This window comes from Knoellia sp. S7-12, assembly GCF_040518285.1.
In the GTDB taxonomy this organism is placed as follows: Bacteria; Actinomycetota; Actinomycetes; order Actinomycetales; family Dermatophilaceae; genus Knoellia.
On record NZ_CP155449.1, the window covers coordinates 1,322,178 to 1,343,442 of the forward strand.

Annotated in this window: 21 protein-coding genes and 1 tRNA gene; 17 read left to right on the forward strand and 5 right to left on the reverse strand. The window is 67.6% G+C overall.

Annotation, left to right across the window (positions count from 1 at the left end; all coding sequences use genetic code 11):
- Positions 1-43: 43 nt before the first annotated feature.
- A tRNA-Arg gene (locus V6K52_RS06405) sits at positions 44-118 on the reverse strand.
- Positions 119-192: 74 nt separating this feature from the next.
- Between V6K52_RS06405 and V6K52_RS06410 the strand changes: the two genes are divergently transcribed.
- The 7 genes from V6K52_RS06410 to rho all read left to right on the forward strand — a co-directional run bounded on the left by V6K52_RS06410 (position 193) and on the right by rho (position 9,424).
- Positions 193-627, forward strand: coding sequence for a response regulator (locus V6K52_RS06410; protein ID WP_353953053.1), 435 nt, complete (start codon positions 193-195; stop codon positions 625-627).
- Between the two features lie 9 nt (positions 628-636).
- On the forward strand, positions 637-2,283 hold the full coding sequence (argS, locus tag V6K52_RS06415; RefSeq protein WP_353953054.1) for an arginine--tRNA ligase: 1,647 nt from the start codon (positions 637-639) through the stop codon (positions 2,281-2,283).
- A gap of 11 nt (positions 2,284-2,294) precedes the next feature.
- A complete protein-coding gene (gene lysA, locus V6K52_RS06420) occupies positions 2,295-3,743 on the forward strand; it encodes a diaminopimelate decarboxylase (protein WP_353953055.1) in 1,449 nt (482 codons plus the stop codon).
- A gap of 47 nt (positions 3,744-3,790) precedes the next feature.
- Positions 3,791-5,122, forward strand: coding sequence for a homoserine dehydrogenase (locus V6K52_RS06425; protein ID WP_353953056.1), 1,332 nt, complete (start codon positions 3,791-3,793; stop codon positions 5,120-5,122).
- A 1-nt stretch (position 5,123) separates the two neighbouring features.
- Positions 5,124-6,212, forward strand: a complete 1,089-nt coding sequence (thrC, locus tag V6K52_RS06430; protein ID WP_353953057.1) for a threonine synthase — start codon at positions 5,124-5,126, stop codon at positions 6,210-6,212.
- 2 nt (positions 6,213-6,214) lie between these two features.
- A complete protein-coding gene (gene thrB / locus V6K52_RS06435) occupies positions 6,215-7,147 on the forward strand; it encodes a homoserine kinase (protein WP_353953058.1) in 933 nt (310 codons plus the stop codon).
- Positions 7,148-7,405: 258 nt separating this feature from the next.
- Complete coding sequence (gene rho / locus V6K52_RS06440; RefSeq protein WP_353953059.1) at positions 7,406-9,424, forward strand: transcription termination factor Rho; 2,019 nt, start codon at positions 7,406-7,408, stop codon at positions 9,422-9,424.
- Positions 9,425-9,500: 76 nt separating this feature from the next.
- Here the strand turns inward: rho and V6K52_RS06445 are convergent, their stop codons facing one another.
- Positions 9,501-9,950, reverse strand: a complete 450-nt coding sequence (locus V6K52_RS06445) for a GNAT family N-acetyltransferase (RefSeq protein ID WP_353953060.1) — start codon at positions 9,948-9,950, stop codon at positions 9,501-9,503.
- Positions 9,951-9,973: 23 nt separating this feature from the next.
- Entirely contained in the window at positions 9,974-10,477 is a 504-nt protein-coding gene (locus V6K52_RS06450) for an Lrp/AsnC family transcriptional regulator (RefSeq protein ID WP_353953061.1), read from the reverse strand.
- A gap of 102 nt (positions 10,478-10,579) precedes the next feature.
- On the opposite strand from V6K52_RS06450, the gene V6K52_RS06455 reads away from it, so the two are divergent.
- On the forward strand, positions 10,580-11,779 hold the full coding sequence (locus V6K52_RS06455; RefSeq protein WP_353953062.1) for a PLP-dependent aspartate aminotransferase family protein: 1,200 nt from the start codon (positions 10,580-10,582) through the stop codon (positions 11,777-11,779).
- Positions 11,780-11,852: 73 nt separating this feature from the next.
- On the opposite strand, the gene V6K52_RS06460 is transcribed toward V6K52_RS06455, so the two are convergent.
- Positions 11,853-12,791, reverse strand: coding sequence for a hypothetical protein (locus V6K52_RS06460; RefSeq protein ID WP_353953063.1), 939 nt, complete (start codon positions 12,789-12,791; stop codon positions 11,853-11,855).
- A gap of 338 nt (positions 12,792-13,129) precedes the next feature.
- Here V6K52_RS06460 and rpmE point away from each other — a divergent pair, with 338 nt between their 5' ends.
- The 5 genes from rpmE to glyA all read left to right on the forward strand — a co-directional run bounded on the left by rpmE (position 13,130) and on the right by glyA (position 17,676).
- Positions 13,130-13,345, forward strand: a complete 216-nt coding sequence (rpmE, locus tag V6K52_RS06465; RefSeq protein ID WP_009775720.1) for a 50S ribosomal protein L31 — start codon at positions 13,130-13,132, stop codon at positions 13,343-13,345.
- 131 nt (positions 13,346-13,476) lie between these two features.
- Positions 13,477-14,559, forward strand: a complete 1,083-nt coding sequence (prfA, locus tag V6K52_RS06470; RefSeq protein ID WP_353953064.1) for a peptide chain release factor 1 — start codon at positions 13,477-13,479, stop codon at positions 14,557-14,559.
- Positions 14,556-15,413 (forward strand): peptide chain release factor N(5)-glutamine methyltransferase, encoded by an 858-nt coding sequence (gene prmC / locus V6K52_RS06475; protein ID WP_353953065.1) that lies wholly within the window; start codon positions 14,556-14,558, stop codon positions 15,411-15,413. The genes prfA and prmC overlap by 4 nt, the downstream gene beginning before the upstream one ends.
- A 294-nt stretch (positions 15,414-15,707) precedes the next feature.
- On the forward strand, positions 15,708-16,409 hold the full coding sequence (locus V6K52_RS06480) for an L-threonylcarbamoyladenylate synthase (RefSeq protein WP_353953066.1): 702 nt from the start codon (positions 15,708-15,710) through the stop codon (positions 16,407-16,409).
- Entirely contained in the window at positions 16,402-17,676 is a 1,275-nt protein-coding gene (glyA, locus tag V6K52_RS06485; RefSeq protein WP_353953067.1) for a serine hydroxymethyltransferase, read from the forward strand. The genes V6K52_RS06480 and glyA overlap by 8 nt, the downstream gene beginning before the upstream one ends.
- A 92-nt stretch (positions 17,677-17,768) precedes the next feature.
- Here the strand turns inward: glyA and V6K52_RS06490 are convergent, their stop codons facing one another.
- The gene (locus V6K52_RS06490) at positions 17,769-19,196 is read right to left on the reverse strand and encodes a sugar transferase (RefSeq protein WP_353953068.1); all 1,428 of its coding nucleotides are present in this window, start codon (positions 19,194-19,196) and stop codon (positions 17,769-17,771) included.
- Between the two features lie 195 nt (positions 19,197-19,391).
- Between V6K52_RS06490 and V6K52_RS06495 the strand changes: the two genes are divergently transcribed.
- From V6K52_RS06495 to V6K52_RS06510, 4 genes are all read left to right on the forward strand, one after another.
- Entirely contained in the window at positions 19,392-19,760 is a 369-nt protein-coding gene (locus V6K52_RS06495; protein WP_353953069.1) for a hypothetical protein, read from the forward strand.
- Entirely contained in the window at positions 19,757-20,029 is a 273-nt protein-coding gene (locus V6K52_RS06500) for an AtpZ/AtpI family protein (protein WP_353953070.1), read from the forward strand. The genes V6K52_RS06495 and V6K52_RS06500 overlap by 4 nt, the downstream gene beginning before the upstream one ends.
- Before the next feature lie 85 nt (positions 20,030-20,114).
- A complete protein-coding gene (atpB, locus tag V6K52_RS06505) occupies positions 20,115-20,930 on the forward strand; it encodes a F0F1 ATP synthase subunit A (protein WP_353953071.1) in 816 nt (271 codons plus the stop codon).
- A 111-nt stretch (positions 20,931-21,041) separates the two neighbouring features.
- Positions 21,042-21,257 (forward strand): ATP synthase F0 subunit C, encoded by a 216-nt coding sequence (locus V6K52_RS06510; RefSeq protein WP_353953727.1) that lies wholly within the window; start codon positions 21,042-21,044, stop codon positions 21,255-21,257.
- The last annotated feature ends 8 nt before the right edge of the window (positions 21,258-21,265 follow it).

Sequence of the window (21,265 nt, forward strand, 5' to 3'; positions counted from 1 at the left end):
AGACTTGAACAACGCTTCGCGAAGTTCAAGTCTTTCGTCGTGATGGTGCCCCCGGCAGGATTCGAACCTGCGCTTCCGCCTCCGGAGGGCGGCGCTCTATCCCCTGAGCTACGGGGGCTCAAACGGTCCGAATGCTGGCGATTCGCGCCGTTTTGGGATGCCCACGGAGGGTAGCAGCCTAGAGTTCTGACCATGGAATCCGGTGCGGCAGTCGTGGCAGTCACGCCCCGACCGCTGGTCCTGGTGTGCGACGACATCGACTCCATCCGGATGATCATCCGGATCAACCTCGAGCTCGAAGGTTTCGATGTTCTTGAGGCCGTGGACGGGCACGAGGCGATGAGTCACCTCATCGATCCGTCGGCTCGAGTGCCCGACGTCATCGTGCTCGATGCCCAGACACCCCGCCGTGACGGATGGTGGGCCATCGCCGCAATTCGCGCGCACCCACGCCTCGCCGGGGTCCCCACAGTTCTGGTCACTGCCTCGACGACGGAGCACGACCGCAGCGCAGCGGCGCTCGCCGGGTTCGACGCCTTCATCGGCAAACCCTTCGACCCGGCGGCGCTCGTCGATGTCATCTCACGCCTCGCGGCCCACGGACGGCCGGAGATTCCGGGCCAATAGACTTCGGGGGTGACTCCCGAAGAACTCTCGTCCGCGATCCGGGCTGCCCTGCACGAGGCCACTGCAGCCGGTGACTTCACCGCAGCCGTTCCCGATGAGGTGCGCGTGGAGCGACCCAAGAATCGCGACCACGGAGACTGGTCCACCAACATCGCCCTGCAGCTTGCCAAGTTGGCCGGTATGCCGCCACGAGACCTTGCGACCCGACTCGCCGCCCGTTTGACCGCCATCGAAGGCATCTCGCAGGTCGATGTTGCCGGTCCGGGCTTCCTCAACATCAGCCTCGACGCAGCGAGCGCTGGAGAACTCGCGCGCAACATCGTCGAGAGCGGCACGGCATACGGAAAGAACGACTCCGAAGCCGGCCACACGATCAATCTCGAGTTCATCTCTGCCAACCCCACGGGGCCACTGCACATCGGTCACACCCGCTGGGCTGCGCTCGGTGACTCAATGCGGCGGTTGCTGACCGCGTCCGGAGCGGAAGTGACGGCTGAGTACTACATCAACGACGCCGGCGCCCAGATGGACAAGTTCGCGCTCAGCGTCCTGGCCAGTGCCAAGGGAGAGCCCACGCCGGAGGGTGGCTATCCCGGCGCCTACATCGGTGACCTGGCCGAGGCCGTCGTCGAGCAGCGCCCCGACGTCCTCGAGCTGCCGGAGGACGAGGCCATCGCCGTCGCGAGGCCGCTCGCCTACAGGGCACAGCTCGCCGAGATCCAGCAGACCCTCGAGCGTTTCGGGGTGTTCTTCGACGTCTGGTTCTCCGAGCAGGAACTCCATGACGGTGGCGCCGTCGAGAAGGCCGTCGAGCGGCTGCGCGAGCAGGGCCACGTCGATGACCGGGACGGTGCGGTCTGGCTGCGCACGACCGACTTCACCGACGACAAGGACCGGGTCCTCATCCGTGCTGACGGCGTGCCGACCTACTTCGCTGCCGACGCTGCCTACTACCTGAGCAAGAAGGACCGCGGCTTCACCGAGAAGATCTATCTCCTTGGCGCCGACCATCACGGCTACATCGGCCGACTCAAGGCGATCGCCGCGTGCGCCGGTGACGACGCCGACGTCAACATCGACGTGCGCATCGGTCAGCTGGTCAACCTCAATGGCGCCAAGCTGTCGAAGCGGGCCGGCAACATCATCGAACTCAATGACCTGCTCGACTGGATCGGCAAGGACGCTGTCCGCTACAACCTGGCTCGCTACCCCGCAGACAGTCCGCTGTCGCTCGACGGCGAGGAACTGCGCAAGCAGACCAACGACAACCCGGTCTTCTACGTTCAATACGCCCACGCCCGCACCGCCAACGTGTCCCGGTTGGCGGGGGAGGACGGGGTGCATCGCGTCGACGGATTCGACCCGTCGTTGCTCGAGGACCCCACCGAGGCAACCCTGCTCGCCACCCTCAGCGACTTCTCGCGGGTCGTCGCCCAGGCCGCACACCTGCGCGAACCCCACCGCGTCGCGCGCTACCTCGAGGACCTCGCAGGTCGCTATCACAAGTGGTATGACACCTGCCGAGTGCGGCCGATGAATGCCGAAGAAGAGGTCACCGACCTCCACCGCACTCGACTGTGGCTCAACGACGCCACCCGACAGGTGCTCGCCAACGGACTCGACCTGCTCGGCGTCAGTGCGCCCGAGCGCATGTGAGGAACTGACCGATGCGTTCGCACGAGGCCGGAGCTCTCCACGCCGATGGCTATGGCGGGCCGCCGCTCTATCTGCCGTTCCCGACCGACGTCAATGCGCTGCTCCCGCAGCTCTGGCCGGATTCTGTGTGCCGGGATGCCGAGGGCCGCTTGACGGTCGCGGGTCTCGACGTGGTGAGCATCGCCCGCGAACACGGCACGGCGGCATACGTCGTCGACGAAGGGGACTTCCGCGCTCGGGCGCGAAGCTTCCGCGACGGGTTCGCGGCGCCGTTCGAGGCCGTGTGCGGTGGTGCTGACATCTATTATGCCGGCAAGGCCTTCCTCTGCACCTCGGTCGCGAAATGGGTTGCGGAAGAAGGGCTTTCGCTTGATGTCTGCAGCGGCGGCGAGCTTGCGGTGGCGCGCCGGGCGGGCTTCCCGGCAGAGCGGATCGGCTTCCACGGCAACAACAAGTCGCTTGCCGAGATCCGCGACGCGCTCGACTACGGCGTCGGACGGATCGTCCTGGACTCGTTCATCGAGATCGAGCGGGTTGCGGAGATCGCGGCCGACCTCGGTGTCGTGGCGCCGGTGATGATCCGCGTGACCGTCGGGGTCGAGGCCCACACCCACGAGTTCATTGCCACGGGGCACGAGGACCAGAAGTTCGGGTTCAGCCTCTCCGAGGGTCAGGCGTTCGACGCGGCCAAGGCAGTCCTCGCCCACGACACCCTCGACCTGCGCGGCCTGCACTCACACATCGGTAGCCAGATCTTCGACACCGGCGGCTTCGAGATGAGCGCCCGACGGCTCATCGGCCTGCACGCGCAGATCGCGAACGAGCTCGGGCACCACAGCCCTGAGATCGACCTCGGTGGTGGCTTCGGCATGGCCTACACGTCGCAGCACACGCCGCTCGAGCCGGCTGAACTGGGTGCTCAGCTCGCCGACATCGTCGGGCGCGAGTTCAGGGCCATCAGCGCAAACGCGGCCTCAGGTTCTGTGCCTGTTCCACGTGTCTCGATCGAGCCAGGTCGCGCCATCGTCGGCCCGTCAACCTTCACCCTCTATGAGGTCGGCACGGTCAAGCCGGTCGAGCTCGGTGACCACCACACACGGGTCTACGTCTCGGTCGACGGGGGCATGAGCGACAACGTGCGGCCCGCGCTCTACGAGGCCGACTACTCGTGCACCCTGGCGAACCGGAGCTCCGACGCCGAGCCGATGTTGGCCCGGGTCGTGGGCAAGCACTGCGAGAGCGGCGACATCGTCGTCCAGGACGAGTGGCTGCCCGCAGACACCCAGCCGGGCGATCTCATCGCCGTGCCGGGCACCGGTGCCTACTGCCGCGCCCTGTCGAGCCAGTACAACCACACCCCGCGCCCGCCGGTGCTCGCGGTCCGAGACGGCGAGGCACGGGTCATCGTGCGCCGTGAGACCATCGACGACCTGCTTGCACTCGACGTTGGCAGCAGTTGATGTCGCGCCGTGACGGCGAGCCCGTGACCGAGGAGATCCCCGCCGAAATGGCATCCACCACTGCCGCTGATCTGCCCACCCTCAAGGTCGCTCTGCTCGGATGCGGAGTCGTGGGGTCCTCTGTCGCGCGGATGCTCGTCGAGAACGCCGACGACCTGGCGGCACGCGTCGGTGCCCGACTCGATCTCATCGGCATCGCTGTTCGTCGGCCGGACCGGGCCCGCCCCGATGTGCCCGTCGACCCATCGCTCTTCACGGCGGATGCAGACACCTTGGTGCGCAGCGCCGACATCGTCATCGAGGTCATCGGTGGCATCGACCCGGCGCGCGAACTGATCCTGACGGCCATGAAGCACGGCGCCTCCGTGGTGAGTGCCAACAAGGCTCTCCTCGCAGAGGACGGGCCGACGTTGTATGCCGCTGCAGGAGAGCACGGCGTCGACCTCTACTACGAGGCGGCTGTCGCCGGTGCCATCCCGATCGTCCGCCCGATGCGTGAATCCCTCGTCGGGGATGACGTCCAGCGCGTTCTCGGCATCGTCAACGGCACGACCAACTTCGTCCTCGACAAGATGGACACGACCGGCGCCGGCTTCGCTGAGACCGTCGAGCAGGCGCAGGCCCTGGGCTATGCCGAGGCCGACCCCACGGCCGACGTCGAGGGCTTCGACGCGGCCGCCAAGGCAGCGATTCTCGCGTCCTTGGCCTTCCACACCAGAGTTTCGATCGATGACGTGCACCGCGAGGGCATCACCGAGGTGACCGCCGCCGACATCCAGGCCGCCCGTGACATGGACGCCGTCGTCAAGCTGCTCGCGATCTGCGAGCTCGTCCGTGACGAGTCCGGCGCTCCGAGCGGGGTGAGTGTGCGGGTGTACCCGGCGATGATCGCGCGGAGCCATCCGTTGGCCTCCGTGCGGGACGCCTACAACGCGGTGTTCGTCGAGGCTTCGGCCGCTGGCGAGCTCATGTTCTATGGCAAGGGGGCTGGTGGTGATCCGACGTCCTCGGCGGTCCTTGGTGATGTCGTGGCAGTAGCCCGACACCGCCTGGCAGGAGGACACGGCCCGACCGAGTCCGCCTATGCCGACCTGCCCGTCGTCGACATGGGTCAGGCGACCACGAGATATCACATCAGCCTTGCCGTGGCCGATCGTCCGGGTGTCCTCGCCCAGGTGGCGTCGGCATTCGCCGAGCACGGCGTGTCGATCGAGACCGTCCGACAGCGGGTCCTGGGTGAGGGTGAGGAGTCGCGAGCCTCGCTCGTCATCGTCACTCACTGTGCGCCCGACTCGGCGTTGGCCGCGACGGTTGAAGCACTGACCGGCCTCGACACTGTCGACGCCGTTGTCTCCTGGATGCGAGTGGAAGGGGCCTGACGTGGCACACCAATGGCGCGGAGTCATCCGTGAGTATGCCGACCGCCTGCCGATGCTGGCCGGCTCACCTGTCGTGACCCTCCACGAGGGTGGAACCCCGCTCATCCAGGCCGAGCACCTGTCCGAGCTCGTCGGAGCCAACGTCCTCGTCAAGTACGAAGGCCTCAATCCGACCGGGTCGTTCAAGGACCGTGGGATGACGACTGCGATCTCGTATGCCAAGGGCCGGGGCGCCAAGGCAGTCATCTGCGCGAGCACGGGCAACACGAGCGCCTCGGCTGCGGCCTACGCGACGAAGGCAGGCATGACCTGCGCCGTCCTCGTCCCCGAGGGAAAGATCGCGATGGGCAAGCTGAGCCAGGCCATTGCCCACGGCGCCACCCTCATCCAGGTCGACGGCAACTTCGACAACTGCCTCACCGTGGCACGCAAGTTGGCCGAGGTGCACCCGGTGGAGCTCGTCAACTCGGTCAACCCGGCGCGGATCGAGGGGCAGAAGACCGCTGCCTTTGAGATCGTCGATGCCTTGGGTGACGCCCCCGACATCCACATCCTCCCGGTCGGCAACGCCGGCAACATCACGGCCTACTGGCGCGGTTATACCGAGTACGCCTCGGAGTTCGAGGGTCTGCCGGCCGTCGCGAGCCGCACCCCGCAGATGTGGGGATTCCAGGCCGCCGGTGCCGCGCCCATCGTCCTTGGCCATCCCGTTGAGGACCCAGAGACGATCGCCACCGCCATCCGGATCGGCAACCCTGCCTCATGGCGTCAGGCCGAAGAGGCCCGCGATCAGTCCGGCGGTCGCATCGAGTCCGTCACCGACGAGCAGATCCTCGCCGCGCACCGCCTCCTGTCCTCGACCGAAGGCATCTTCGTCGAGCCCGGCTCGGCCGCGAGCATCGCCGGTCTGGTTCAGGCCAGCGAGCGCGGCCAGATCCCACCCGATGCGACGATCGTCTGCACCGTGACGGGCCACGGCCTCAAGGACCCGCAGTGGGCGCTGCGCACCGCCGACGGTTCCGACATCGAGCCGGTCAAGGTCCACGCGGAGGCGCAGGCTGTCGCCGAGGTCCTCGGCTTCGAGAGCTGATCATGGCGAAGTGGCAGCCGGGCCTCTCAACGGCCGTGCGTGTGCCCGCCAGCAGCGCCAACCTCGGGCCGGGATTTGACTCGGTCGGCGTCGCGCTCGGTGTCTGGGACCGCTGTCGCGCAACCGTTCTCGATCACTCCGGTCTTGAGATCACGGTCGCAGGAGAGGGCGCTGGCGCCGTCCCGACGGATGCCTCCCACTTGGTCTTCCGCAGTCTTGCCCACGCTTTTGACTCCTTCGGTGAGAAGGCGCCCATGGGCCTGCGACTCGAGTGCGACAACGCTGTGCCCCACGGTCGGGGCATGGGTTCGTCGGCGACCGCCATCGTCACCGGCATCGTTCTCGCGCACGCCCTTCGCGCGGAACGTGACGGTCGGTCCTTCGGGGAAGCCGACCTCAGTGAGGTCAACGACCTCGCCGCGCGCCTGGAGGGGCACCCGGACAACTCTTCCGCGAGCGTCTTTGGTGGGGTGACCCTGTCGTGGTCCGACGATCCAGAGCGGGGGACGACGACGCTTCGGCTCGCCGCGCACCCCGCCGTCGTCCCGGTCGTCTTCACGCCAGAGGCACAGCTGTCCACCGCCACGGCTCGGGCGGTGCTGCCGGCGCAGGTTCGACTCGCTGATGCCGCGGCGAACTCCGCTCGGGCAGCGTTGCTGATCCACGCCATCACCAATGCCCCTGAGCACCTCCTCGATGCGACCCGAGAGTGGTTGCACCAGGAGCCACGTCGACCGTCCTATCCGGCCTCCATGGCCCTCGTCGACCTCCTGCGAGCCTCCGGACATGCCGCAGTGATCTCCGGTGCCGGCCCGTCGGTCCTCGTGCTCGCCACGTCAGCCACGGCGACAGCCGTGAGTGAAGCGGGAGGTGAGGGGTGGCGTGTGCTGCTCCCCGGCATACCTGACCGAGGTGCAGAGGTCATCGAGAGCTGAGCGTCCGAAACGCGAGTCCCGGGGCTGTGGCGTGGTTCCAGGTGTTAGTGTGAAGGTGCGCTCGCAGTCGATGCCGGGGAAGCGTTCTGCTCACCCGATGCCTGCCGCGATACGCACCCTCCACTGTTGGGCTGGTCGTGCTGAGTCACGCGCCGGAAATCGGCAGGCCCCGTGGATCAATCCGCCAGATTTCTGGCACCCACTTTCGGCCCCGCCCAGTGCGGGCTTGGGGCCCCCTGACGAGGGGAAGGATCCTTCGTGACAGACACCACCACCCTTGAGGCATCTGCGGCATCCGGGCAGAGCCCGCGCCGATCGGGCTCACTGACGGCCATGCGCCTCGCCGAACTCCAGGGTCTTGCCTCGAGCATGGGCATCTCCGGCACCGCCAAGATGCGCAAGGGCGACCTCGTCGCCGCCATCAAGTCTCGGCAGAACGGCGACAGCGGTCCCGCCGCGACGTCCGACGCCGCGTCCTCTGCCGCGTCCTCTGCTCCGTCCTCCGCCCCCTCGCAGAGGCGTTCGCGTCGTGCCTCCTCGTCGGGCCAGGGGGCCCCGAAGTCAGAGGCCGCGACGTCAGAAGCCCTGACTTCAGAGGCCCCGGAGGTGGCGGCCGAGTCGTCCACGCCTCGCGAGGAGCGCGCCGACCGCGAGGAGCGCGCCGACCGCGAGGAGCGCGCCGACCGCGCCGAGCGTCCGGACCGCGCCGAGCGTCCGGAGCGCACGGACCGCGCGGAGGGCCACGAGGCCCCTGTTGAGGCCCGCAACGGCCAAGGCCGCGAGGCACGCGAGCAGCGCGGTTCCAACCGGGAGCAGCGCGAGCGCAACAACGAGCGCTCCGACCGCAACCAGGATCAGGCCGGCGAGCGCAACAACGAGCGCTCCGACCGCAACCAGGGCCAGGGCAACAGGCAGCAGGGCCAGACTCAAGCCGCCCAGGACCAGGACCAGAACAGTGATGACGACGAGGGCGGCCGCAGTGGTCGTCGTCGCCGCAACCGCAACCGCAGCCGTGACCGCGACAAGCGTCGTACCCCCACGCAGGGTGGCGAGACGCAGGCCGAGAACGAGCAGCAGATCGGCGACGACGACGTGTTGGTCCCCGTCGCCGGCATCCTCGACATCCTCGACAACTACGCGTTCGTCCGGACCTCGGGCTACCTCCCTGGCGACAACGACGTCTACGTTCCGCTCGGGATGGTCAAGCGCCACAACCTGCGCAAGGGCGACGCCGTCGTCGGCGCGACGAAGGCACCCCACGACGGCGAGGAGCCGCAGCAGCAGACCGTCGGCACCCGCAACAACAGGGCGAAGTACACGCCGCTCGCGCGTCTCGACACAGTCAACGGCCAGAACCCCGACGACGCTCGGGCTCGTGTCGAGTTCGGCAAGCTGACCCCGCTCTACCCGCAGGACCGCCTGCGCCTCGAGACCGATCCGGGCATCCTCACGACGCGGATCATCGACCTCGTTGCCCCCATCGGCAAGGGCCAGCGTGGCCTCATCGTTGCTCCGGCCAAGGCCGGCAAGACCATGGTCATGCAGGCGATTGCCAACGCGATCACGACGAACAACCCTGAGGTTCACCTCATGGTCGTCCTCGTCGATGAGCGCCCTGAGGAAGTCACCGACATGCAGCGTGCGGTCAAGGGTGAGGTCATTGCCTCCACCTTCGACCGTCCCGCCGAGGACCACACCACGGTCGCCGAGCTGGCCATTGAGCGCGCCAAGCGCCTCGTCGAGATGGGTCATGACGTCGTCGTGCTCCTCGACTCGATCACCAAGCTGGGACGGGCCTACAACCTCGCTGCCCCGGCGAGCGGTCGCATCCTCTCCGGTGGTGTCGACTCCGCTGCGCTCTACCCGCCAAAGAAGTTCTTCGGTGCGGCGCGCAACATCGAGGACGGTGGCTCGCTCACCATCCTCGCGACGGCATTGGTCGAGACTGGCTCGCGCATGGACGAGGTGATCTTCGAGGAGTTCAAGGGCACCGGCAACATGGAGCTCAAGCTCGACCGTGGCCTGTCCAACCGACGCATCTTCCCGGCGGTCGACATCAACAACTCTGGCACGCGCCGCGAAGAGATCCTGCTCGCGCCGGAGGAGCTCAAGATCATGTGGAAGCTGCGTCGTGTCCTTGCGGCGCTCGACAGCCAGCAGGCCATCGAGCTCCTGCTCGACCGGCTCCGCAAGAGCAAGACGAACTACGAGTTCCTCAAGCAGGTCCAGCAGAACAGCTCGATCAGGCTCGAGGACGAGGACGACGACAAGGCCTGAGCCTTCCGTTGCCCACTACGAAGCGGTCTCCCTGGTGGGAGGCCGCTTCGCGGCATGCGTGGGGTATGCCGTCGGCTCATCTCTCGCGCGGTGGTGACCGTCGCTGCATGGCCGGGAAGGTGACCTCGCTGAAGCCGAGGTCCCGATAGATGCGGGCGCCGTCAGCGGTGGCGAACAGGTCGATGCGCCTGACGTCGGTCTCCGCGTCGAACCAGTCGACCAGGGCCTCGGTGATGCGCCGGCCCCAGCCTTGCCCGCGCACCTCTGTGACCGTGGCGATGTTGTTGATGACTCCGGTGAGGCCGTTGGGGCAACCCGGGCTCGGTCCGATGCGCTTGACCTCGGCGACGCCGCACGACACCACCCGACCGCCGACCTGGGCGACGAGGATGCGGGCGTCGTCGCGAGTGAGGACGCTGTCGAACCAGTCGCGGGTGGCGGCGAGCCACTCGGGTGCGGCGAGGTCGGCCGTTGCCTTTCCCATGGCCTCGAACATGAGGACCCGCAACTGGACGAGGTCGCTCACGTCAGTCGGGGCGGCTCGGCGGATCACAGGCTCTGCCGACCGGTGTGGGCGCGGAAGATCAGCGAGGTCTGGACGTGAGAGACGCCTGGTCGGCTCGAGACGTTGTCGAGGACGAAGTCGCGCAACTGGTCGGGGGACTCGGCGCTGACGTGGACGAGGAAGTCGTCGGCTCCACTGATGTTGAACGCCGACAGCACGCCGGGGAGCGCCGCCATCTCATCGCCGAACGCCTCGACCTGAGCCCGGTCGTGGCCCGAGAGTCCGATCGCGATCACGGCTTGAAGGGGACGCCCCATCTTGGTGGGGTCGAGGGCGGCGTGGACGCCGGTGATGACGCCGCGCTCGCGCAGTGCCCGCACCCGCCCGACACAGGTCGACTCCGCGATGCCGACCTCGCGGGCGAGAGCAGCGTTGGAGATGCGTCCGTCCGCGACGAGGGCCACGACGAGTGACCGGTCGATCTCATCGAGCAGGGGAGGGGCGGTCGGCGCCGGGCCGGGGGTGAGGGGATGCGGATTCTTCGGCACGCAGCCACGCTACTGCGGCGTACCCGCGGATCACAGCACCACGTCGTGATCTGTTGCATGTTTCCACGGGACTGTTTACCGGTGCCGCGGATTCTTCGGAGAATGGTCGTCATGAGAGCTGATTCCATGATGCAGTGTCCCGATCTGGCGACGACAGCGGTCCATGCCGGCCGTGAGGATCTCACCGCGCTCGGGCTGCATGTCCCGATGATCGACCTGGCCACGACATATCCGATGCCGACGATCGAAGACGGCGGCACGGCATACGACGTGCTTGCTGCTGGGGAGCGGCCGGATGGTCAGGCCACACTCGTCTACCAGCGCCTCTGGAACCCCGGCGTGGATCGCTTCGAGCGGGCTGTCGCCGCGCTCGAAGGAGCCGACGCTTCGGTCGCGTTCGCCACCGGGATGGCTGCGCTCACCGCCACCCTGCTCGCAGCCGTGGCTGCCGGCACGCCCCACATCGTCGCGGTGCGACCGCTGTATGGCGGCTCCGACCACCTGCTCGCGTCGGGGCTGCTCGGGACGACGGTCTCCTGGGCCACGCCCGAGACGGTCGGCAGCGCCATCCGGCACGACACGGGTCTGGTGATTCTCGAGACACCCGCAAACCCATCCCTCGAGCTCGTCGACATCGCGGCCGTCGTGGCGCAGGCGGGTGATGTGCCAGTGGCCGTCGACAACACCTTTGCGACGCCGGTGCTCCAGCAGCCGATGCGCCACGGCGCGACTCTGGTCCTCCACTCGGCCACCAAGTTCATGGGTGGGCACGGCGACGTGATGGGTGGCGTGGTGGCGGCCAACCACGAGTGGACGGCGAGGCTGCGCCAGGTCCGGGCCATCACGGGTGCGGTGCTGCATCCCCTCGCTGCCTATGAACTGCATCGCGGTCTGCAGACCATCCACGTTCGGGTGCGAGCGCAGCAGGCGTCGGCCGCGGTGGTGGCAGCCTGGCTGGCCGAGCGGGTCGAGGTGTCACGCGTGCTCTATCCGGGATTGCCCGGTGGTGACCCACTCGGGCTCGTGGGCACCCAGCTGTCGGGACCCGGGGCGCTGGTCGCCTTCCGCCTTGCGGGTGGGTATGCCGCGGCCTCGGCTCTGCTCGGGGGCCTCGAGCTCGTGACCCATGCGGTGTCGCTCGGCGGTGTCGACAGCCTGATCCAGCATCCGGCGAGCCTCACCCACCGCATCGTGTCCGCAGACGCCCGACCTGATGCCGACCTGCTCCGCCTCTCTGTCGGGCTCGAATGCGTCGACGACGTCATCGCCGACCTCGACAAGGCCTTCGCCAACCTCCCCTGACCCTCTCAGCCTGCTGGCGTCCTGCAGGGCGCGCGATATGGCGCGCGCCCGGCAGCACACGCCGGCGGGGGCATCAGGCGGCCCGCTCAGTGAGCAGGGCATGGCCTCTCGCGACCTGGTCCATGAACGCATCAGGTGTGAGCCGCAACCCCAGGACAGGGACTCGCAATACGACCTTGTCCGAGAGCGTGACCTCGTTCTGTCGCAGCGCGTCGTCCACGGGCGCGAGAGCCAAGGCATGGTGGCCACCGTCGATCTCGACGACAAGGCCGATGTCCTCCCACAGAACATCGAGGTAGATCCGACCTGCTCGTCCCCTGCACACCTTCTGGCGGGTGGGGGCGGGTAGCCCGCGAGCTCGGCACAGAGCGGAGAAGTCGAACTCGCCCAGAGAGTGCGCGCCGTCGCACACGTCTCGCACTGCCGCGTCGAGCAGTTGGTGCCTGGGACCCCCGCGGGTCGCGAGCCACGCTGAGAGCAGTTGCTCCGGACGGACGAATCGCTGCTGCACGACGAGACAGATGATGAGGACGGCCGTGCGATCGGTTCGTGCCCACTGTGCCGCACGGATGGTGGCTCGCTCGGTGGTGGTCCGAGGAAGTCCGGCACCGCGGATGGGGCCCAAAGTCCGTCGCCGGTGAACGTGAACCCCCTCGAGGCGCCTGGCGCGATGGTTCCCCGGGATCGCCACATCGATCTTCTCGAGGGTGAATCCAGACAGGCCACTTGCGACCAGCGCGCTCACTCCGTCGAGTACGGCTCCGGAGCCGCTCTCCCACACCGCTTGCCACAGCCGTGCCACACCGTCCATCTCGGATGCTCCGATGACGACGGTGTGCAGCCCAGCGATGGACCAGCGCCCGGCGAGAACCTCACTGCGAATATCTGCCCTGGTGACACCGGCTCTGCGGAGGTCGGCCCGGTGGGCCACGCCCCCGTGAAGGGCGGCCACCTCGACAGCTCGGCGAGCTCGCTCAGCCCGAGGCAGCCTTCGGCGCGGTCCCTTCTCCATGTCAACAGAGTGCAGTCTCCACGCGGGAGGCTCCGTGCGTCATCCACAGGTGCTTCGGGGTTGTGCTGCAGGGCGCGCGCTAGGTCGCGCGCTAGGTCGCGCGCCCTGCAGCACGCCTGTGAGGTTTGCGCAGATGGGCGGGAATGCGGGGGCGGAGGCGGTCGTTTAGGTCACTGTGTGCCTGCTCTGGCACACTTGATCGCTGGACCGGTTCACGGCACGAACGCGTTTCCTGAGCATCACCCTCACGAGTGGATGCAGGCGGGGCGCTACCGGGTTTGCATCTACCTGATGGACCCGCCGACCCGGAGACAACCAGGACTCTCAAGGAGAACATCGTGAAGAAGGACATTCACCCGAACTACGCCGAGACCACGGTCACCTGCACCTGTGGCGCGTCGTTCACCACGCGCAGCACCGCCGAGAGCGGCGCGATCCACGCTGAGGTCTGCAGCCAGTGCCACCCGTTCTACACGGGCAAGCAGAAGATTCTCGACACCGGTGGCCGCGTTGCACGCTTCCAGGCTCGCTACGGCAAGAAGGCCGACGCGTAGCACTCTCAATGCGCCGACCCGTTGATCCCGCAAGGGATCCGGGTCGGCGCATTCGTGTTTCCACCGAGCCCAGCACCCGCCCCTCGACCCAGCTGCCCACCCACCGCTGACCGTCCCTGAGAGGACACCCGATGTTCGAGTCCGCCGAAGCTCTCGCCCAGGAGCACGCCACGCTCGAGCGCGAGATGGGTGACCCGGCGATCGCCTCCGATCCAGACCAGCTCCGCGAGATCAACAAGAGGTATGCCGCGCTGGGACCGACGGTGGCGGCATACGCCGTCTGGCAGTTGGCCACCGACGACCTCGAAACGGCTCGCGAGTTGGCCACCGAGGACGCTGGGTTCGCGGCCGAGGTCCCGGGGCTGGAGGCGACCGCCACCGATGCCGCGGACCGGCTCCGCCGCCTGCTCATTCCGCGCGATCCCGACGACGACCGCGACGTCATTGTCGAGGTCAAGGCAGGAGAGGGCGGCGAGGAGTCCGCGCTCTTCGCCGGCGACCTGCTGCGCATGTATCTCCGCTACGCCGACCAGCGCGGCTGGCGCACCGAGGTCCTCGGCTCGACCGAGACCGACCTCGGCGGATTCAAGGACGTGCAGGTCAGCGTCAAGTCCAAGAAGGTTCCCCAGCCGGGTGAGGGACCGTGGGCCCGGCTCAAGTACGAAGGCGGCGTGCACCGCGTCCAGCGCGTCCCCGTGACGGAGACCCAGGGCCGCATCCACACGAGCGCTGCCGGCGTCTGGGTCATGCCGGAGGCTGAGGAGGTCGAGGTCGAGATCCACGCCAACGACCTGCGCGTCGACGTCTTTCGCTCCTCCGGCCCGGGTGGGCAGAGCGTCAACACCACCGACTCTGCGGTGCGGCTCACCCACCTCCCGACCGGCACTGTCGTCATCTGCCAGAACGAGAAGTCCCAGCTGCAGAACCGCGAGGCCGCGATGCGCGTCCTGCGAGCACGGTTGCATCAGATGGCGATGGACGAGGCGAACGCAGCGAGTGCCGACATTCGCGCGAGCCAGGTGCGCACGGTTGACCGCAGCGAGCGCATCCGCACCTACAACTTCGCCGAGAACCGGATCAGCGATCACCGCACCGGCTTCAAGGCCTACAACCTCGACACCGTCCTCGGCGGTGAGCTCGACCCCGTCGTCGAATCGGCGATGGCGGCGGATGAGGCGGCCCGTCTCGCGGCCCTGGGCGAGGGGACCGCGTGAGCGACCTGCGTGACGCCGTCCGTGATGCCACCCGTCGCCTCACCGAAGCAGGCGTCGGCTCGCCGGAGCATGACGCCGTTGCACTCGCCGCGCACGCCCTTGGCGTCGACTCGAGCGAGGTGCGGCGGCTCATGATCCTCGGTGGTTCCGTCCCTGAGGGGTATGCCGCACTCGTCGCCGAGCGGGCCAGTCGCGTTCCGCTCCAACACCTCACCGGCCGGGCGTGGTTCCGTGGGCTCGAGCTGGAGGTCGGCCCGGGGGTGTTCGTGCCGCGCCCCGAGACTGAGGTGGTGGCGGGATGGGCGATCGACGCGGCGCAGGCCTGTCTCGACGACGGGGTCCCCGCTCCCGTGGTGGTGGACCTCTGCACCGGTTCCGGTGCCATCGCGCTGTCGATCAAATCCGAAGTACCGCAGGCGCAGGTGCACGCCGTCGAGGTCAGTGACCTTGCCGTGGCCTGGGCGCAACGCAATTGCGAGCGGCTTGCTCTCGACGTCGAGATCGTGCACGGTGACGCGGTGACGGCATTCGAGGACCTCTCCGAGGTCGATGTCGTCGTGTCGAACCCGCCCTACATCCCGACGACAGCCGAGCCGATCGACCCGGAGGTTCGGGATCACGACCCCCACGTCGCTCTCTATGGCGGGAGCGAGGACGGTCTGGCGATCCCGAGGCTCGTTGCGGCCCGGGCGGTCGCGCTTCTGCGCAGCGGGGGAGTGCTCGTCATGGAGCATGCCGACAGTCAGGGTGAGTCGCTCCCCGCGGCGCTGCAGGCGACCGGCTCCTGGTCGCACGTCGAGGATCGCGAGGACCTCACCGGACGACCCCGTGCGACAGTGGCGATCCGCGCCTGACCCGTCCGGGCCCGGATACGGCCGCGGCCCCCAGCCGAGGGCTGGGGGCCGCAGACGTTCTCGTCAGTCGGTCAAAGGATGTAGATCAGCAGAACGATGATCAGAAGAACACCGACGATTGTCCAGATGAGTCCGGAACCACGCATGGGTTGCACCTCTTTCGCTAGACGGGGACGCGAGACCGACATTACGCAGGCCAGGGCCCGTTTTGGGCGATGCGGGCCCACCGAATTCGCACGTCGGTCAGGGGGGCCGACGCTCTGTGTGCGCGGACGCCGGTCCTAGGCTGGCCCCATGAGCCCCGTCTTCGACTGCACGACGCCCGAAGGGCGCCAGGACGGCATCGCCAAGGCGACCGCCGGAGTGCGCCAAGGGGATCTCGTCGTCCTCCCCACCGACACCCTGTACGGCATCGGTGCCGATGCCTTCTCGCCCGACGCGGTCCAGCGCCTCCTTGACGCCAAGGGCCGCGGACGTGAGATGCCGCCCCCGGTCCTCGTCCCGGAGGTCCGCACCGTCGACGGACTCGCGACGGACGTGCCCGCCTACGCGCGCGCCCTGATCGAGCGCTACTGGCCCGGTCCGCTGACGCTCGTCTTCAAGGCGCAGCCCTCCCTCATGTGGGACCTGGGCGACACCGGCGGCACGGTGGCGGTGCGCATGCCCGACAACGACGTCGCCCTCGAGCTCCTCAAGGAGGTCGGACCGATGGCCGTGAGCAGCGCGAACCGGACCGGACAGCCGGCCTCGCGCACCATCATCGATGCGGCGACCCAGCTCGGGTCGTCGGTGGAGTTCTACCTCGATGGCGGTCCCGTGACCGGTGGTCTGGCATCGACCATCGTCGACTGCACCCACTCCGAACCGACGATCCTGCGCCGAGGCGCGATCGACGCGGACGAGATCCTGGCCCTCGCGGCCGAGCACCTAGAGTTGCCGTCAGACGAGGCAGCTGAGCCGACACCAGTCACCGAGGAGAGCAGCAGCGATGAGTGAGACGTTCTACGGTTCGGACTTCGGGGCCCTGGAGGCCTACGACCCCGAGATTGCGGGAGTGCTGGTGTCGGAGCTCGATCGCCTGCGCGGCGGTCTGCAGCTCATCGCGAGTGAGAACATGTCCTCGCCCGCCGTCCTCACCTCGCTCGGCTCGACGCTGTCCAACAAGTACGCCGAGGGCTACCCCGGGCGCCGTTACTACGGCGGGTGCTCCGAGGTCGACAAGGCCGAGGTCCTGGCCATCGAGCGGGCCAAGGCGCTCTTCGAGGCCGACCACGCCAATGTTCAGCCACACTCGGGCGCCAGCGCCAACCAGGCGGTCTACGGCGCCTTCATGAAGCCCGGCGAGACCATCCTCGCGATGAGCCTGCCGCACGGTGGCCACCTCACCCACGGCACCAAGATGTCGTTCTCGGGCAAGTGGTTCAACGCTCTCCACTACGGCGTCGACAAGGACACCGAGGACATCGACTACGCAGAGGTCGAGCGACTGGCCAAGGAGCACAAGCCCAAGGTCATCCTCGCCGGAGGGTCGGCGATCCCGCGGCTCATCGACTTCGAGTTCTTCCGCCGGGTGGCCGACGAGGTCGGGGCGATCTTCTGGGTCGACGCCGCGCACTTCATCGGTCTCGTCGCCGGCAAGGCCATCCCCAGCCCGGTGCCCTACGCCGACGTCGTCAGCTTCACGACGCACAAGGTGCTCCGTGGTCCGCGCAGTGGCGCGATCGTCTGCAAGGAGGAGCACAAGGCAGCGATCGACAAGGCGGTCTTCCCGATGATGCAGGGCGGTCCGCAGATGCACACCATCGCGGCCAAGGCCACGAACTTCAAGGAGTGCGCCTCTCCCGAGTACCAGACCTACGCGAAGCAGGTCATCGCCAACGCCAAGGTCCTGGCGCAGACGTTGAGCGAGAAGGGGATTCGCCCGACCACGGGTGGCACGGACACCCACCTCTCGCTCCACGACCTCCAGCCTGTGGCTGTCACCGGGGTCGACGCCGAGGCGCGTTGCGACGCAGCCGGAATCACCCTCAACAAGAACGCCATCCCGTTCGACCCGCAGAAGCCCAACGTGGCAAGTGGCATTCGAGTGGGGACGCCCTGCGTCACGACGCAGGGCATGGGTGAGGACGAGATGCGCACCATCGCTGACCTCATCGCCCGCGCTGTCGTGGGCGGCGACGCTGACCCGGAGCACAAGGTCTCCAAGGAGGTGCGCGCCGAGGTGACCGATCTCGTGACGCGCTTCCCGGCATACCCCCGCTGAGCCTCGACCTATTGCCCGTTCGCGCACTTGGTCCCGCACCGTTCAGCGGTGCTGGGACCCGTGTGGACGGGCAATAAGTCGTTTGGGGCAGGTCAGCTGTCGCGGTCCTGCCGGTCGCGCTCGACCTGCTCGCGCTCGGCCTGGAGCTCGACCTGCTCGCGCTCGGCCTGCTCGCGCGCCTCGACCTCGAGCGCGGCGGCTTCTTCGCTGGAGGGGCGAGCCGGTTTGGGTTTGGTGCCGGAGGCCGATGCCACCGTCCAGACACTGCGGGCGAGGACCTCGAGGTCGAGCAGCGGCGACATGTGCTTGAGGTAGTAGAAGTCGTAGGAGAGCTTCTCGATCGTCTCCTCCTCCGACGCCGCGTAGCCGTGGCGCACCTGGGCCCAACCCGTGATGCCGGGTCGCACGAGGTGCCGCTGGTCATAGAAGGGGATGGCCTCGCGGTACTTCTCGACGAAGCTCACCTGCTCGGGCCGGGGCCCGATCAGGGAGAGTTCGCCGCGCAGGATGTTGAAGAACTGGGGCAGCTCGTCGAGCCGCACGCTTCGCAGGAAGGCACCGAGTCGGGTGATCCGCGGGTCGTCGCCGGTGGCCTGACGGGCACCTTGGGCCTCGGCATCGGCGCGCATCGTGCGGAACTTGAAGAGTTCGACGAGTTCGCCGCGCCGGCCGACGCGCACCTGACGGAAGATCACGGGGCCTCCGTCGACGACGCGGACGAGCAGGGCAACGACCGCGACGACAGGTAGCCACAAGGGGAGGGTCAGCACGACGAGGACGAGGTCGACGGCGTGCTTGAAGGGGAGGAAGGGGAGCTTGCGCAGCAAGGAGGTCTCGATCTCCCACCCCTCAGAGAGGTGGTCAAGGGGGACGCGCCCGGTGTGCTCTTCGTAGACCTCGTTGAGCGGGCGCACCTCGCGGCCCGCGACGGACGTGGCGGAGACGTAGCGGGTGATCTCTCGCGACCAGGGGGCGCTGAGGTCAACGGTGAGGATGGTGTCGACCGGGGGGGCGGGCAGGGGCCCGGTGGCTGCGGGATCGATGACGCCGACGACCTTGACGTGGGGCGTGGCGTCAAGGGCTCGCACGATGGCGTCCGAGCTCGTCACGACGACCAGATGCTCGGTCCACGCCCGAAGCCGCATGGCGAGACGGAGCATGAGCACCAGGCCCAGCCAGATGGCCAAGGAGATAAAGAGGTGGTTTCGCGAGTAGTAGGGCCGCCCCAACACGATTTGGGCAGAGATCACGAAGAACGCGAACAGGGCGGCAAGCGCCCCGCGGCTGTAGGTCGGTCGGGGCGGGCCCTGGGGCATCACGGCACCCACGAGCGCACTGCCGATGAGCGAGCTGATGATCGCGATGGCGATGATGCTGAGCAACCCTCGACCCCGCGTCTGGGCCAGGACGGCGTCGCTGAAGGGCTGGGCCTGGAAGACGATGAAGGACGCGACGAAGAGCGCAACGATGAGGAGTGCGGCGTCCGCGAAGGCCAAGCCGACGAGGAGTCGCTGTCTCATGGCGGTGAGTGTATTCGCCGCCAGAACCGGCGGCGGGGACGCCCTGAATCATCGGCCAGTTGGCCTCGCGGGAGGGCTTGTGATAGTTTTCACAAGCACCCGGAACCCCCTCAACGACAGAGACGGCCAGTGACTTCACACCCCGCGCCACGGACCCCGGTCCGGATGATGCTGCGGGGTGCTCTCGTTCCTGGGATGGTCGCCCTCCCCCTCCTGACAGGCGCCTTTTGGGCGTATGCCGGTGAGCAGGGCGCGCTTTCTGCTCTCGCGGGTGCCGCAACCGTCTTCATCGTTCTCGTCGTCGGGCTCCTGGGCATCACCGCCGTGGTCATGGGCCCGGCAGCCACGTCCATGGCTGGCGCCGGTGTCGTCTACCTCGGTCAGCTCGTCGTCATCATGGCCATCGTCGCCGTGCTGACCAGCGTGGATTGGCTCGACGGACGCTCCTTCGCCCTGTCGGCCGTGGCCCAGACGATCGTCATGCAGGTCGGGCAGATCACCGGCTACGTCCGCGCGCGCCACGAGATCCACCCGGGGTCGCTCGATGGGGGAGCGACGTCATGAATGACGACCGCAAGTTTCCCAAGGGCGTTGAGGGCCACGAGCCCTTTGCCAAGTGGCACGACGACCCCGAGCTGCCGAGCGCCAATGCCCGCGCTGACGCCCTGGGCGCCACCGTCATCGCCTACCTCCTGACCGGCCCCGCCGTCTTCGGCGCGATCGGTTTCGGACTCGACCAACTACTGGGCACGGGGTTCATCGTCGTGCTCGGGATCCTGGCCGGGATGGCACTGTCGCTCTACGTCATCTGGCTCCGGTACGGTACGTCGTGACGCCCCTGACCATCGTCTGCAAGCGACTCGCGCACGAGCCGCGATTGCAGGGTGCCGCCATCACCATGAACGAGGAGAACCACCTGTGATCCTGACTGCGCTTGCTGCAGGGACCACGACCGCCGTCGTCGCCGCAGAGGGCGGTGAGGGTTTCGAGACCCCCACGCCTGACATCTTCTGGCTCCCGCTGATCGGCGAGGGCGACTGGGCCATCACCGAGCAGATGGTCTGGGGCGGCGTCTCCGTCGTCATCCTCAGTGTCGTCATGGTGGCCCTGTCCAAGAACGCCGCGATCGTCCCCTCCAAGGGCCAGTTCTACATGGAGGGCTTCTACAACTTCGCGCGCAACGGCATCGCCCGCGACATGATCGGGACCAAGCACTTCCTCAAGTACGTCCCGCTCCTGTTCAGCCTCTTCTCGCTGATCCTCATCAACAACTGGTTCGGGATCATCCCGCCGGTGATGAACCCGACGATGGGTCGGATCGGCTTCCCGATCGCGCTCGTCCTCGTCGTCTATGTGGTCTACCACTGGATCGGCATCCAAAAGATGGGCCTCAAGGGCTACTTCGCCCACTTGGTCCCCCCGGGCCTGCCGGGCTGGATCACGCCCGCGATCTTCGTGCTGGAGTTCATCACCTACTTCATCACCCGCCCGCTCACGCTCGCGCTGCGACTCTTCGGCAACATGTTTGCCGGGCACATGCTCATCGTGCTCTTCGTGAGTGCAGGTGCGTTCTTCTTGTCCCAGGGTGTCGTCTTCAAGTTGCTCTCGGTCCCGACCTTCATCATGGCCGCGGCCATGGTCGTCTTCGAGGCGCTGGTCCAGTTCCTCCAGGCCTACGTCTTCACCCTGCTCGCGGCCAGCTACATCGCCGGAGCCCTCGCCGACGACCACTAAGACCCCGCGTCGTCGGCTCGTCAGACTGTTCAACCACAACTTCATATCCCTCAAGCACAACCCAAGTTCTTCGTCGCGACACACGGTCGCGTCGGACACACACGAAAAGGAATCATCGTGGACGGAAACCTCTCGCTCGTTGGCTACGGACTCGCGACCATCGGCCCGGCCATTGCCGTCGGCCTGATCTTCGCCGCCTACATCAACGGTGTGGCCCGCCAGCCCGAGGCCCGCAACCTCCTCCAGCCGATCGCCATTCTTGGCTTCGCGCTTGCTGAGGCGCTTGCGATCTTCGCGCTGGTGCTCTACTTCGTTCCCGGCGCCTGAGCCACATC